5 protein-coding genes are annotated in these 13,853 nt (G+C 75.4%); all 5 read right to left on the minus strand.

Annotation, left to right across the window (positions count from 1 at the left end; all coding sequences use genetic code 11):
• Window positions 1-107 precede the first annotated feature (107 nt).
• From ACZ4XX_RS01925 to ACZ4XX_RS01945, 5 genes are read right to left on the minus strand one after another with little or no spacing between them, the layout of a single operon-like run.
• Window positions 108-2,660, minus strand: a complete 2,553-nt coding sequence (locus tag ACZ4XX_RS01925; protein WP_468506054.1) for a hypothetical protein — start codon at window positions 2,658-2,660, stop codon at window positions 108-110.
• Window positions 2,657-5,056, minus strand: coding sequence for a hypothetical protein (locus tag ACZ4XX_RS01930; RefSeq protein ID WP_468506055.1), 2,400 nt, complete (start codon window positions 5,054-5,056; stop codon window positions 2,657-2,659). Before ACZ4XX_RS01930 ends, ACZ4XX_RS01925 begins: the two co-directional genes overlap by 4 nt.
• Window positions 5,053-7,773, minus strand: a complete 2,721-nt coding sequence (locus ACZ4XX_RS01935; protein ID WP_468506056.1) for a hypothetical protein — start codon at window positions 7,771-7,773, stop codon at window positions 5,053-5,055. Before ACZ4XX_RS01935 ends, ACZ4XX_RS01930 begins: the two co-directional genes overlap by 4 nt.
• The gene (locus ACZ4XX_RS01940; RefSeq protein WP_468506057.1) at window positions 7,770-11,438 is read right to left on the minus strand and encodes a tubulin-like doman-containing protein; all 3,669 of its coding nucleotides are present in this window, start codon (window positions 11,436-11,438) and stop codon (window positions 7,770-7,772) included. The genes ACZ4XX_RS01935 and ACZ4XX_RS01940 overlap by 4 nt, the downstream gene beginning before the upstream one ends.
• Window positions 11,439-11,460: 22 nt before the next feature.
• Window positions 11,461-13,845 carry a VWA domain-containing protein gene (locus ACZ4XX_RS01945; protein ID WP_468506058.1) on the minus strand — a complete coding sequence of 795 codons (2,385 nt, stop codon included), beginning with the start codon at window positions 13,843-13,845 and terminating at the stop codon, window positions 11,461-11,463.
• Window positions 13,846-13,853: the final 8 nt, after the last annotated feature.

Raw genomic sequence — 13,853 nt, forward strand, 5'->3', positions numbered from 1 at the left:
CCCATCCTGACGGAGCGGCGCGCCCGTGGCCCGTGTTTCGGGGCAGGTGGGGCCGGGGCGCGTCGAACGGCCCGCGGTGTCCCCGCTCCCCGCGGCGGCGGTCCCGGTCAGCCGAACCACGCCCTTACGGCGACCAGCAGGACGATCGCCCCCACCATGCCGCCGATCAGCAGCCCGGCGCGGCGCAGGAAGCGGCGGGTGTAGCCGTTGCCGGGATCGTCCGGGGAGCCGGTGGCCACCCCGGGTGCGGCCTGCCCCGGTCGGCGCGCCGTACGGGGCAGGCCGTACGCGTCCTTGAGAAGGGTGAGCCAGACGGCTTCCGGCAGGCCGGGGCGCTCGTCGTCGACGATCAGCCAGAAGGTCTCGCGGGCGGACGGCACCGGGCTCGTACGGAGCCGGGCGAGCAGCTCCCCCACGGTGCCGACCGGGGCGTCGCCGCCGGCGAGGAGCGGGCGGACCGCCCAGCGGTGCAGCTCGGCGGCGTTGGCCGCGCGCTGCTCCTCCGCCGGGTCGGACGGGTCGGTGGAGGCGCCCGGCGGTGCGACGGACCAGAACTCCTGGCCGATGGCCACCTCGCACAGCTCCCGGCGCAGCGGATGCTCCCAGGACGGCAGGCGGCGGGCGGCCTCGCGGAGAAGGAGGGTGAGGACGACGTACGCCTGCGGGCGGCGCAGCGAGTCGAGCAGCTCGCGGTTGCCGCCGTGCTCGACGAGCTCGCGCGCCTCGTCCACGGTGCGCGCGGCGGGCAGTTTGTGCAGGAGGCCCGTCTCGGCCTCCCGCTCCCGCCCACGGCCCCGTACGGCGGCCCACGCCCGTCCCGAGGCCGCCCCCGGGCCGGTCCACGCGGGCGCGACGAGGGGGAGAGCGGGGCGGGGGTACGCGTCGGCGCCCTCCGCCCGGGGCGGGCGGACACCGGACTCGGCGGGTCCCTTGGAGAGATCGGGGCGCCGCGGGGGGATGTCGGCGGGCCGGGACCGGTCCGGGGCCGGCGGGACGGCGGGACGCTCGGGATGGTCGGGATGGTCGGGATGGCCCGGGTGACCGGGACGGTCTGCGTGGTCGAAGCGGTCGGGGTGGTCGGGGTGGTCGGGATCGGGGCGGTCGGAGGGGACGGGGCGCGGCTCGCGGTCGGCGGCGTCGCCGTCGTACGGGCCGTCCCCCTGGGTCGGGTGGGGCACGCGGGACGAGCCGTACGCGTCGGGCTCCGGGTCCGACTGGGGTGAGCGACGGTACGGGTCGGTCTGGGAGGCCGAACGGGACGAGCTGTACCCGTCGAGCTGCGGGTCCGGGTGCGGGTCCGGATGAAGTGGGCGGTACGGGTCGGGGTCCTGGGTCGGGCGGGGTGGGCGGTACGGGGTGGGCTCGGGCGCCGGTCGGGGCGGGTCCGCCCGGCGGGCCGGTCGTGTCGTCGGGCCGTCCTGGGAGGCCCCCGGAGCCCCGGAAGCAGGCTGCGCCGCCTGCTTCCGCTCCGGCGGGTCCGGGCGGAACCAGTCGTCGGGACTCTCGTACGGACCGGGTCTGCTCGCGGCTCGGGGGTCTCCCCCGACGGGTGCCGCGTCACGGGCCGCCCCCGAGCGGTCGGCGGTGGGACCGCCGGCCGTCGGCGGGGCGTCGTCGCCGGTCCGGCCTCCCAGGCCCCGTCCCCCTCTCAGGCCCGACGTCCTGCGGGGCTCCGGGGCGGGCGGCGCCGGGGTGCGAGGGCCCTCCGGGTCCGGGGGCCACGAGGTCCTGCCCGTCGGCTCGGGGGCGGGCGCGTGCCCGCCGGGGCGGCGGCGGTCGAGGACGTCCAGCGCCCGCAGGGCCGTCACCAGGAGCGAGGCGCCACCGGCGGACGAGGCCCCGTGCAGGGCGCTGCCGACCGCGTACTCCTGGCCCTCCCCCTCGGCGACGCCCCTCAGGTGGTGGCGGACGAGCCGGGCCGCGATCTCCTCCGCCCGGTCGCCGACGCGCTCGCGCGGGTCGACGCGGCGCCGGTCGGTGTTCCGGCTCGCCGCGCCCGACCACCGGCCGACGAACACGAAGCGGAGCGCGCCGAGTTCGACGGTGTCATGGGTGGCGAAGGTCCACCGGCGGCCGGTGAGCCCGCCGAACATGCTGTGCAGCCCCCAGAGCACGGGGCCCGCGGTGTCGCCGCGCTCGTCGAGGACGGTGAAGCGTTCGTCCGGGTGGCGCAGCAACTCCGCGACCATCCCGGTGAGTTCCCCGGCCGCGTGCTCCAGAGCCCCGTCGAGTTCGCCCTGCCCGCGGCCGGTCGCGGGGACGAGGACCCGCTCCGGGATCACCGGCAGCTGCCCGCGCACCCGGGCACCGTCCATCACCGCGCCCTCCCAGTTCCACGCGTGGAGCCCGAGGCAGGTGGCGGGTTCGAGGAGTTCGGGCGCGCCGACGAGGGCGTGGCAGAGGACGGACGTCCCGCCGCCCGCGTCGGTGAACGGCGTGCGGTGGATGAGCATCACCTCCGAACGCCGCTGGAGCCGGATCAGCGCGGGAAGGGTCTCCTCACCGCTGGCGCGCAGCACGGGCCCGGAGGTCCGGAAGAGGTTCTCGGCCTCCTCGCGGGGTCCGGACCAGGCCACCGGTCCGAAGCCGGTGCTGCCGGTGAGGTTCTCGCTGTCCCACCGGAACACGATCTGGTCGACCTCGTTCTCCGACCGTGTCATCGGCCGATCCCCTCCATAGGTCCCGCGGGTTCCGCCCCGGGCAGCAGCCCGCACAGGGCGAAGAGCGACAGCAGTGGCGCGAGGACCCGGCGCGGCCGGGCCCCGTGCGGAAATCGGTCGCCGCGCGCCTGTCCACCGGTGGCGGCGACGAAGTGCAGCGTGCAGTCGGCGCAGTCGTCGAACGGCTTGAGCCAGGCGGGGCTAGCCCCGTGCGCCAGGAAGGCGTACGCGTCCCGGCTCTCGGCCCGTGCCGCGGCGGGGTCGTGGCGGCCCGGCAGGGCACGGCCGAGCCAGCGGTCGACGACGGGTTCGAAGCGCACCAGGTCGCTCTTGTTGACGGCGAGCGCCGCGGGGGCGGCGACGAGTCCGCCGCGCTGCCGGGGGATCCGGTTGAGCACGGTGGCGAAGGCCTCGTCGCCGAGGTCACGCAGCCGCAGTCCGCTCTGCTCCCGTACCGGTTCGAGGGAGGGCAGCCGGAGCGCGCGCAGCGGGTCGAGGACGAAGATGAAGGCGTCGACGCCCATGAGGAAGCGGCCGACCTCGCTGTCCTGGGCGAGGTCCTCGCCCGCGAGGTCGAAGAAGACGACGGGCCGGGGCGTGGCGCCGCCGGCCGAGACGAGCAGACCGTCGGCGAACCGGGCGAACGTCTGCTGTCCCGTGCGGCCCAACTGCCGTCCCTGCTGGAGGCTCTGGACGCGTTCGCGCAGATAGGCGCGATGCGCATCGGGGTTGAGGGGCAGGCACTTCAGTCCGTACGGTTCGAGGCCGCCGAGTTCGACCTCGCCCAGCATGGCGGCGAGCAGGTGGGTCTTGCCGACGGAGGAGCTGCCGACCAGGGCGATGGAGAGCGGCTCGCCGTTGACGAGGTAGGGCAGGGGCAGTTCGTGGCCCTCGTCGCCGTCCACCGTGTGCGGACACAGGTGGTACGCCTTGCGCAGGGCGTCCGCGCGATGGGCGGGCCGGCGTTCGGCCCTGAGGTCCAGGGGAATGCGGTTGCCCTTGGCGTCGATGGTGACGAGCAGACGTTCGTCGTACTCGACGGGGAGCAGGCAGTGCGGGCACATCCGGCTGCGTGACGGCGGCGCCTGGACGAGATCGGAGAGCGGGGCGGCCGCGCGGGGCGGTTCGGCGGCGGGCGGGTCCGGGTCGCGGGGCGCGGCGGCACGGGGCGGGTCGCCGCCGCCGAAGATCTTGCTGATCAGGGAGGGGCGCGCCGGGCGCGGGTCCCGGGCGGGAGCCTCCGGTGTCTCCGCGGCCGGACCCGCCGCCGGACCCGCGCCCGGCCGGCCGCCCCCGGCCAGCGCGCGTTTCCGGGCGAGCTGGGTGTCGTACTGGGCGCGGAACGGTTCCAGCACATCGGCCGCGTCGGCCCCCGCCGCGAGCGGGTCGGGCACGTACAGGAGCCTCAGCAGCTCGGCCGGGTGCGGCCGTTCCGTCGCGTTCGGGGAGAAGAGACCACTGTGCTGGAGAGCGGCGAGGCGCCGGTAGTCGGCGAGGTCCGCGGGCGGCCCCTCCCCGCGGTCCGGGCGGCCGGAGAGCAGGTAGTAGGCGAGTTCGGCGACGGACCACAGGTCGTCGCGCGGGTCGACGGTGCCGCGCCCCGCACGCTGCTCGGGCGAGGCCCAGGGAGCCGCCCCGAAGGGCTCGCGGGCCTCTCCCGCGCGCAGCGCCGCGTACGGCTCGCAAAGCCGCACGCGGGCGCCGTCCCACCGGACGTTCTCCGGTGTGATCGCCCGGTGGACGAGGCCCTGCTCGCCCAGGAGGCGTACGGCCATGGCGAGTTGACCGGTGATCCGTTCCTGGTCCTCGGCGCCGAGCCGCCCCGCCCAGTCGGAGAGCGGACGCCCGTTCGGCGGCCGGTAGAGCACGAAGGGTTCGGCGGCGGTCAGGTCGAAGCCGACGATCCGGGTGAGGATCCCGACGAACCTGTCGCCGCCGTAACGCCGTTCGAGGGCGACGGAGGCCGCCACCTCCCGCTCCAGGAGCCCGTACGCCTGCGGGTCGCCCTGCGCGGACGAGGCCAGCCGATACTGGACGACGGGCACGCCGGCGGCCCCCAGGACCGCCCGGCGCGCGAGGAACCCGGGGCGTCCGGGGGGCCTGTGGTCCTCCCCGTACCGCACGACGAAGCGGCTCAGCGCCTCCCTGGGGGTGAGGAACTCCAGTTCCTGGTAGTACGGATGGGGCGGTGCGCTCGGTGCGCCGAGGTGGTCGGGGTGGTCCGGGCCGATGGGCCCGCTCGGGCCTGCGCCGTGACCGCGGTCGCTCGGGCCCGCGGCGTGGTTCCGGTCGTCGGGGTGGTCCGGGTCGGTCCGTTGGTTCGGACGGTTCGGGTCACTCCGGCCGTTCGTACGGTTCGGGTCGCGCCGGTCGGTCGGATGGTTCGGGTCGGTCACGCTTCTCCCGCCTCCTCGGCGCGGACGGTCTGCACGACGTCGGCGCGCAGGGGTACGAGGCGGAGGATTCCCGCGTGGCGGCCCGCACCGGTCCAGACGACGTCCTCCGCGATGCCCCGCCAGATGTCGTCCCCGGCGGCTCCGCGCCGCATCGCCTCCGGCACGAACCGGACCTGCCGGGCGGCGAGCGGGTCGTGGGAGAGCAGTCGCATGTGCTCCGGGCCGCAGAGCGCGACCGTGCGGGCGGGGTCGTCCTCGGCCAGCACCAGCCGGGCGATCGCGTCCGGTGCGACGCCGGTGAGCCGGGCGGCGTCGGGCCGGTCGGAGCGGTCGGTGAAGGCGGCGAGGCCGGAGAGCGCGTCCTGGTCGCGGAGACCGTCGTACCGGGGCGGCGGCGAAGCGGCGACGTCGCGCTCCAGGCGCACCCGGGTCTCGTCCAGGAGCTCCGCGATGCGTTCCTCGTGGACCGCGGGCGCCACGGTCCCGGGGTCGCGCTCGATGCCCGCCCAGCACCGGTCGAGGATCAGCAGGGTCCCGGCGACCAGGTCGCCGACGAGCGTGTCGACGAGCAGGGGGCCGCCGTCGCCGTACCGCCGTTCCAGCCACGCGGGCGCGGGTACGGACTCGGGGCAGGTGCCCGGTCCCGCCCATGCCGTCCCGCCTCGGGAGACGGCGGGGTCCCGGTCGGAGGGAACGGAAGGCCCGAACGGCCCCGAGGGGTCGCCGGTGCCGGAAGGGCCGAACGGGTCGGAAGAGTCGGAAGAGTCGGAAGGACTGAACGGGTCGGACACGTCGGAGGGGCCGAACGGATCGGACGGGTCGGACGTGTACGGAGAATCGTTCGTCGGCGGAGCGGGTGCCCGTACCGGCGACGGGGGGTCCTCGTCCATGTCCGACCAGACGTCGTCCGCTCCGCGGTCCCAGTCCTCCCAACTCCACGACGAGGTACCGCCGTCCCGCTCCGGCGGCCCGGCGGACTCCCTCCGGAATCCGCCCTCCGCCGAGGCGGCGGGGTCGGCCGACGGCACGTACGCGTACCCGGACCCGTTCCCGTGGGACGGCCCCCGGCCGTGCGCGTCGGCCGTGTCCGCGAGGCCGCGGAGCAGCCGGGCCACCGCGCCCGCACCCGCCGAGCAGTGATGTCGCACCTCGGCGAAGAGCCAGTCGTGAACGGCGGTCGTGACCACGAGGCTCTGGACCTCGCGCAGGATCCGCCAGGCGTCCTCCGGGTCGGCACGGGCCCACCAGTCGTCCACGGCCCGGCTCCAGTCGCGGAGCGCGAGGAGGAGGACCGCGGTCAGGGCCGCCGCGAGGGCCACCGCCCCCGCCCAGAGCGGAAGCCCGAGGAACTGGCCGAGGCCCGCCCCGACGAGACCTCCGAGCACTCCGCCGACGAGCCGGGGCGCCGCCCCCGTGGCACCGCCTCCGTCGATCCGTCCGTCCGGTGAACGGTTGGGCCTGCGCCGCAGCATCAGATGGGCGAGCCCGGCGGCGAGCACACCGACCGCCGGACCGAGGACCCAGCCGAGGACCGGCCAGACCCCTGCGAGCAGGGCCAGGAGGCCGGTCACGGCGAAGGCGACCGGCCGCGACCCGCCCGCCGTGAAGGGGTACCGGCCGCCGAGCCGCCGCAGCCGCTCCCGCCCGCAGATCGCGTCCAGCCGGGCGAGCCGGGAGGCGCTGCCGACGGGCGCGGTGCGTGCCGAGAGCGCGGCGAGCCGGGCCGCCACGGAGCGCAACGGCAGTCCCTTGCCGATCAGTTCGTGGGTGTGGTCACGCAGGGCCGGCACGATTCCGGCCCGCGAGATCTCCCGTGGCATCTCCGGCAGTTCGATGCCGCGGTCCCGCAGCACTCCCCGGTGCTCGACGGTGAGCCGGCTGCCGCCCGCGGCGGCGAACGCGTCCGCGACGGCGGTCCGGAACCGCTCCAGCTCCCCCGTCACCCGCTCGATGTCGCCCGGCAGATCGACCGTACGGCCGGCCCCGGTGAGGAGTCCCGCCGCGCCGCGCACCCGGTGGTAGCCGTCGACGGCGTCCTGGACGGCCTCGTCGCAGGTGGCGAGCCGTAGCCCCGCCCGGCCCTGGGCAGGCAGCCAGCGGTGGTCGGCGAGCGAGCGGGGAAGTCCCTCGTCGAGCAGCAGCGCGAGCGCGGGCGGCACCTGCTCGGCCGAGGCGGTGCCGGCCGGGACCTCCGGTCCGGTGAGCCCCTCCACCGCCTGCCGCCAGGCGCGCGCCCGGGCCTCGTCGGTGAGGTCGTGCTCCAGGACGCGGACGGCGGGCACGGCGACGCCGTGGACCACCTCGCCGAGCGCGCGCAGCACCGCGTCGAAGACCTCGGGGGTGGAGAGGACGTCGACGAGCGGACGCAGCACGGCCTCGGCGGGGACGCCGTCCTCCATCGTGTCGAACACCCACAGGACACCGGCGGCGGGCGGACGGAGGGTGAGGGTGCGGCGTACGGTCCGCTCGCCCCGGACGCCGACGGCCAGACAGACGATGCGGGCCGGCCCGTAGGAGGAGAGCCGCTCGTACAGCAGCTGATGGGAGACGAGCCGGTCGGCCTCGTCGAGCACGAGGAAGCGGCGCTCGCCGCCGGTCTGCGGGGTGTCGAGGGCGGTGCGCACGAGGGCGTCGGGGTCGTTCGGCCCCGACGCCCGCAGGTCGAGGCAGACGGCGTGGCCGGGCAGCGGCCGTTCGGGGAGGACGCGCGCGCTCACTCCGCCTCCCCGGCCCGGTCGCGGCGGTAGGGCTCGTCGTCGAAGTCGGGTCCGTAGTCGGGACCGAAGTCGGCACCGTAGTCGGGTCCGAGGTCGGGTCCGAAGTCGGGATCGAAGTCGGGTTCCGGCTCCGTCTCCCAGTCGTCCCCGAAGGCGGAGTTCCGCCGGGGCGGCTGCGCCTCGGGGCCCGGGCCGGGGGTGTCGCCGTTCCCGTAGGCGGTACGGGGATCGGGTACGAAGGCGCTCCCGCTCCCCGGACGGGGGTCGTCGTCGTACCCCGGACGGGCGCTGCTCTCGTACGCAGGACGAGCGTTGCTCTCGTACGCAGGACGGGTGTTGCTCTCATACGCAGGACGGGTGTTGCTCTCGTACGCGGGACGGGCGCCGTTCTCGTACGCCCGGGGGCGCCGCACCCCCCGCGGGCCGCCGCCCTGCCCGTACCCCTGCGCCTGCGCCTGCGTGTGCGCCCGGCCCCGATTCTGCCCCTGGCCCCGGCCAGGGCTCCCGCCCCGACCGGACGTCGCTCCGGCCCGTGGCGCGTGGCGCTCGTACAGCAGCCGCAGGCTCGACCGGGTCGCCCGGGCCGCTCTCGGGAAGCGCATGTCGAGGGCGCCGGGGAAGGTGACCTCCCAGAAGTGGCGCAACGGAGCGAGCCACTCGATGTCCGATTCGCCGTACTCCCCGTATTCGGCGACGAGTTCGTCGATCAGGGCGAGCTGGCGCGGCGCGACCTGCTCCACGAAGTGGGTGAAGAGCGCCGACGGCGGCGCCGGGACCTGCGCGAGGCCCTTGGGCAGGGCCTGCATGAGGCGTTCGCAGAACTGCTCGATGATCTGCCCCTCGTCGAGCAGCGCCCAGCGCTCGTACGCGCGCAGCAGCCCCGCCCAGCTGGTGAGCGAGCCGTCGAAGTCCTCGAGGCGCAGGGACATCGTCGCGGACTCGCCGTCCTGCAGCCGGATGCGGACGCGGTGGGGCGAGCCGGCCGGGCCCTCCGTGTCGACGTGCCCGTTCCACATGGCGCAGAGCAGCCGGTGCAGGATGCGCTGCCGGTCGTGCTCGGTGGAGACCAGCCAGTCGTCCTCGTAGCCGAGCCGCTGGCGCCAGTGCAGGAAGTCGTCCTCGCCGGCCGAGTCACGGGCCTCGGACCAGAGGCTGAGGACGTTGCGGACCTCGGAGATGTCCGTGAGGTTCATGCCGCTGCGGAAGAAGACGACGGTGATGGAGTCGGTGTCGCCGGCCCGGCTCTCCGGGGTCACCCGGGAGGGCAGGTTGAGTGCCTGCTCCAGGTATTCGCGGGCGCGCCCGTCGGACTCGCTCGCCGGATGCACGATGAGGATCTTGAGCGGTCCGCTGCCGTCCGGGACGAAGCCCACCGGGATGAGTCCGGCGAGGCGGGAGCGGAACTGGTCGAGCCAGCGCGGGTCGATCTTCGCCTCGGCCGTCTCGTCGCCCGCGGCGGCCCGGAGCAGCAGCTCCATGGAGGGCAGCAGGGGGCGCGCGAAAGCGTCCTCGTTGGCCTCGCCGAAGAGCCGCTTGACCCGTCGTTCGACGACCTGCTTGATCTCCTTGACCGCCGCGCTCGTCGATCGGCGGACCGCGTCGAGAGCCCGTCGCCAGTCCTCGGGGCCGACGATCCGGCCGAGCAGGCTCGCGGCGTCGGCGCCCTCGGGCAGGCTCTCGCTCTGGGCGAGGCGGTCGACGACGTCGTCGTAGAAGGCGCGCAGGGTGTTCTGCGGGGGCAGCAGATAGGCGATGCCTGCGCGGTCGTCGCGGTAGAGGTCGCGGCGGCTGTCGGCGAAGGCCTTGGCCTCGTCCTGTTCGTGGTCGCGGAGCGCCTTGACGAGTTCGGCGATCTCGGAGCTCGCCTTGTTCAGGGAGGGCCGCCACTGGGCCTCGCCGTTCTGCCAGCCGTGGTGCCAGAGGGTGCGGGCCCGCCACTGGTACCAGGCCTGCTGGGCGCCGAGCGCGTCCTGGACGTCCGGGTCGCTCCACCGGGCCGGTACGACACCGCCGACAGGGCCCTTGACCGGGGGGATGTTGGGGGCGGCGGTGTGGACGTTCGGGGGGCGTTCGGGTTCGTTCCGCCGGTTGTCGATCATTCCGGTGAAGCCTTCCCTCGCCACCCGGTCGGGGTGGCCGGGCAGGCCCGTGAGGATGACCTTGATCTGGAACGGGTCCATGGAGCCGAGGAGTTCGCGGACCCCGGCGCTCGGCCGGAAGTCCTCGGTGAGGCGCGGGATCTCGCGGGCCAGACCGGAGTCGAGGCGGCGCAGGGACTCCTCCATGTCCCCGAGCCTGTTCCGCAGTTCCTGGGTGATCCTCGTCTTCCCCCGGGGGAGCTGCTCGGGCAGGGGGACGTCCGGGGCGTCCCGGGTCCAGAGGCGGCCGATGCCGGAGCGGTTGAACAGCTCCTTGACGTGGTTCTGTCCCTCCCGGTCGGGGCGCCGGGCCCGCTCGGTCATGCCGCGTACGGCCTGGGCGAGGATCCGGGCGGCGACGATCTCGGCGAGGTCGTCGACCGGCACGGTGAGGGCGGCGGCGAGGCTGGTGGACATGCCGCGGTAGCCGATGCCGGTGCGGGCCGGGGTGGAGCGCTCCACGCTCTTGTTGATGAAGCTGGCGGCGAAGGACTGGTAGTCCTCCTCGGCGCGGGTCGCCGAGCCGTTGTCCTGGCCGAGGTCGGTGCCGATCAGCGACATCACCATGGCGGCGATGGAGCGCCGCAGGTCCTCGCTGTTGATGACGGAGGGCTTGGAGAAGAGGAAGGCGGTCTGCATGGTGGCGGGGCGCAGCGCGACGACGCCGTCGCCGGGGTACGTGACGCTGAGCCGCCCGCGGTCCTCGACGTCGCCGACCTGGTCGACGGCGTCGGGCACGTTCTGGTCGTCGACGAGCCGCGAGAGGTCCACGAGCGCGCGGGCGGAGTTGAGTTCGGCCTCGCGTCCCCCGCCGGCCTCGGGCGGGAAGGCGGAGGGCATGACGACGAGCGGGTAGATCTTCACCCCGGGCACCCGGGCGTTGCGGAACTCGTGCCCGATGAGATGGATGAAGTCGTAGAAGATGCCGGCCCCGGTGCCGCCGGCGACGGAGAAGGCGACGAACACGTCGCAGCCCCGGATCTTGCCGCCACCGACCCTCCGCAGGTCGCCCGCGGCCTGCCCGATGGATCCGATGGCCTCGCGGAGCTGCCGCAGGACGGGTTCGAGCCCGGAGCGGAGGGTCGCGAAGAGCGCGGAGCGTCCGACGGTCGGCAGCTGTCCGGCGCCGCTGTTCAGCGGGGCGACGCGTGGCTCGCGGGCCTTCGGCGGCAGCCAGAGCCGGGTCTCCTCGGGGACGGAGACGCGCAGCATGCGCGTCACCTCGGGCGAGGAGTCGAAGTCGGTGGGCAGCAGGTCGCGGACGATCCTGGAGGTACGGGCGAAGGCGGCGCCCTCGGCGCCCTTCGCCTTGAACTGCGGGTAGTTGAGCAGCTCGGACTCGCTGAAGTCGGCGTAGACGAACTGCAGACAGTCGGGCAGCTGGAAGGGCAGGCGGCGGCCGCCGTCGACCAGGTCGGTGCCGTCGGGGCCGCACAGCTCCCGGCGCAGGCTGCGTTCGAGTTCGCTGCCGATGCGTCCGCCGGTGCCGCCGAGTCCGACGAAGAGCATGGGCTGGTAGATCTTCATGTCGTTCTCCTCGGTGACCCGTTCAGAAGTGGTCGCTGTCGCTGCTCGCGCCCGGTGAGGCGTCCGCGCCCGTTCCGGTGAGGCGGCCGGAGCCCGCGCCCGTGTCACCCGCACCGCCGCCTCCGGCTCCGCCGCGGGTACGGCCGGGGCGACGGGACCACGGTGTGCCCCGGCCGCCGGCCGGCGCCGGGCGCCCGCCCCGTACGACCAGCTCGTGGTCGCCGAGGCCGGCCGGCTCGCCGGGCCGCACGGGAACCTGCGCGCCGCCGCGGGGGCGCAGCAGCAGCTCGCCCGCGCCGGTGCGGCGCAGCACGTGGGCGGAGGAGCCGCCGCCGGGGACGCGGCGGAGGGTGGCCGGTGCCCCGTACGGTTCGTCGACCGCGAAGGCGAAGGCGCCGCCGGGGCTCTGCCCGCGGCGGACGGTCAGCGAGTCGAGCGGCCGGCCCTCCTGGCAGAGTTCGAGCGTGACGCCGGTGAGGTCGCGGCGGCGGTGCCGGAAGAAGAGCCGGATGCCGACGAAGGTGCCGACGAGGAGGACGAGGACGGCGCCGCCGACCACGGCCTTCCACCAGCGTTCCCACCAGGTCGGCGGCTCCACCACCTGGACGTTCAGGAGTGCGCCGCGCAGGGTGCGGTCGCCGTCCGCGGTGTCCACGACGGTGACCTGGCCGCCGAGTGCGCCGTAGGGCGTGTTCCCGCCGACGGTGAGGGTGAAGGGGATCCGGGTGCTGCCGTTCGGCGGGGCCGTCACGGTCGCCGGGGCGACGGTGATCTCGGCGCCCGGCGTCTGGTCGGCGAGTCCCAGCCGCAGGGTGTGCGGCGCGGAGTCGTTGTTGGTGACGTCGAGGGTGCCGCGGACGGTGGCACCGGGGTGGACGGTGTCGCTGTCGACGGTGAGGGCGGCGGTGACGAGCGGTGCGCCCTTGGAGGTGACGGCGTGCAGCGGGCGCCGGTCGGAGGTGATCCCGGGCGCCTCCATGCGGGTGACGAGTTCCAGGGCGCCGGTGGCGCCCGCGGGGACGGTGAGCGTGCCGGTGAAGCGGACGTCGCCGGCCTTGGCATCGGGTGCCTTGCCGTCGTCGGCGAGCCGGAAGCTGACCGGTTCGAAGCCCTCGCCGCTCAGGTCGGCCGCGACCGAGAGGCCGGCCAGCTGGCGCGGGTCGGTGATGACGACGCCGCGCCGGGTCTGCATCTGCACCTCGACCTCGACCTGCTCGCCGGCGCGCGGGGACGCCGGGTCGAGGACGACGGCGGAGCGCAGCCGGCCCTGCCAGATGGCCCGGACGGCGACCTCGCGGTCGCGGTGGCCGGGCGGCGCCTCGATGTGCACCCGCCACGGGCCGGGCAGCGGGTTCTTCACCCGCAGCGCCTCGACCGGGCCGTTCTCTCCGCTGACCTCGAAGGAGGAGCCGTCGAAATCGCCCCGGACGGGCACCTTGCGGCCCGCCGGGTCGTAGTAGGTGACCTGCACCGCGGGGTCGTGCTTGGCGACCGTGAGGGAGCCGTCGGTGGCGATCGGCGGGATGGTGACGGTCAGGTCGGCGGGCGGCTTGCCGACGGTGCCGTGTGCGATCCGGGCGCAGCGGGCGGCGGCGAAGGTCTCCTGAAGGGCCTTGTCGATCTCGGCCGAGGTGTCGACGACGCGCATGCGCGGGGCGGAGCCGGGGATCTCGGAGCAGGCGCCGCGGTGGCCGCCCTCGGCCATCGCGGTGAGGGCGGCGCGGTCGAGCTCGGCGCCGAAGCCGAGGGGCCAGATCTGCACGCCGGCCGCCCGGGCGCGGGCGAGTTCCTCGACGAGCCGCTTGGCGCCGTTGGACTGGCGGCTCTCCCGGTCGGTGCCGTACTCGGGGCTGTCGGCGACGTCGAGCTTGCCGTCGGTGAGCAGGAAGACGACCTTGGGGGTGCCGGGCTTCGCGCCGCCGGTGAGGCGGGTGACGGCCTGCCGGACGGCGGCCGGGAAGTCGGTGCCGGGGCCCATCCGGGCGGTGTCGCGGCGTCCCAGCTCCTGGACGCAGTCACTGAGCCGCTCGCGGCCCGCCGCGTCGGCGACGGTGAGCTGGCACACCTCGCGCACGGGCGACTGGCCGCGCTTCTCCGAGCTGCCGAAGCCGATGACGGCCGCCCGGGAACGCTCCGATATCTCGCCCTGGACGAGCAGCGCCGCCGCCTCGGTCTCGCGCGCCAGATCCTGGTCGGCGAGGCTCGCCGACTGGTCGACGACGACGGCGAAGTCGATGGGGTCGGGCCCCTCCGCGGGGTCGGCGGGGGCTGCGGGAGCGGTACGCGGGACCGCCCGCGCCCCGGAGACGCCGGGCGCGCCCGAGGCGGTGGTCGCCGCGAGCGGGCCGGCGAGCGCGAGGAGCGTCCCGGCGAGGAGCAGGGCGCCCCCCTTGTTGGTCCACTGCATGTTCTCTC

This window comes from Streptomyces sp. NPDC029956, assembly GCF_055574655.1.

Bases quoted from the DNA above. Each gene is read 5' to 3' on its own strand.
- ACZ4XX_RS01925 (WP_468506054.1), bottom strand. From the start codon at position 2,660: ATGACACGGTCGGAGAACGAGGTCGACCAGATCGTGTTCCGGTGGGAC.
- ACZ4XX_RS01940 (WP_468506057.1), bottom strand. From the start codon at position 11,438: ATGAAGATCTACCAGCCCATGCTCTTCGTCGGACTCGGCGGCACCGGC.
- ACZ4XX_RS01945 (WP_468506058.1), bottom strand. From the start codon at position 13,845: ATGCAGTGGACCAACAAGGGGGGCGCCCTGCTCCTCGCCGGGACGCTC.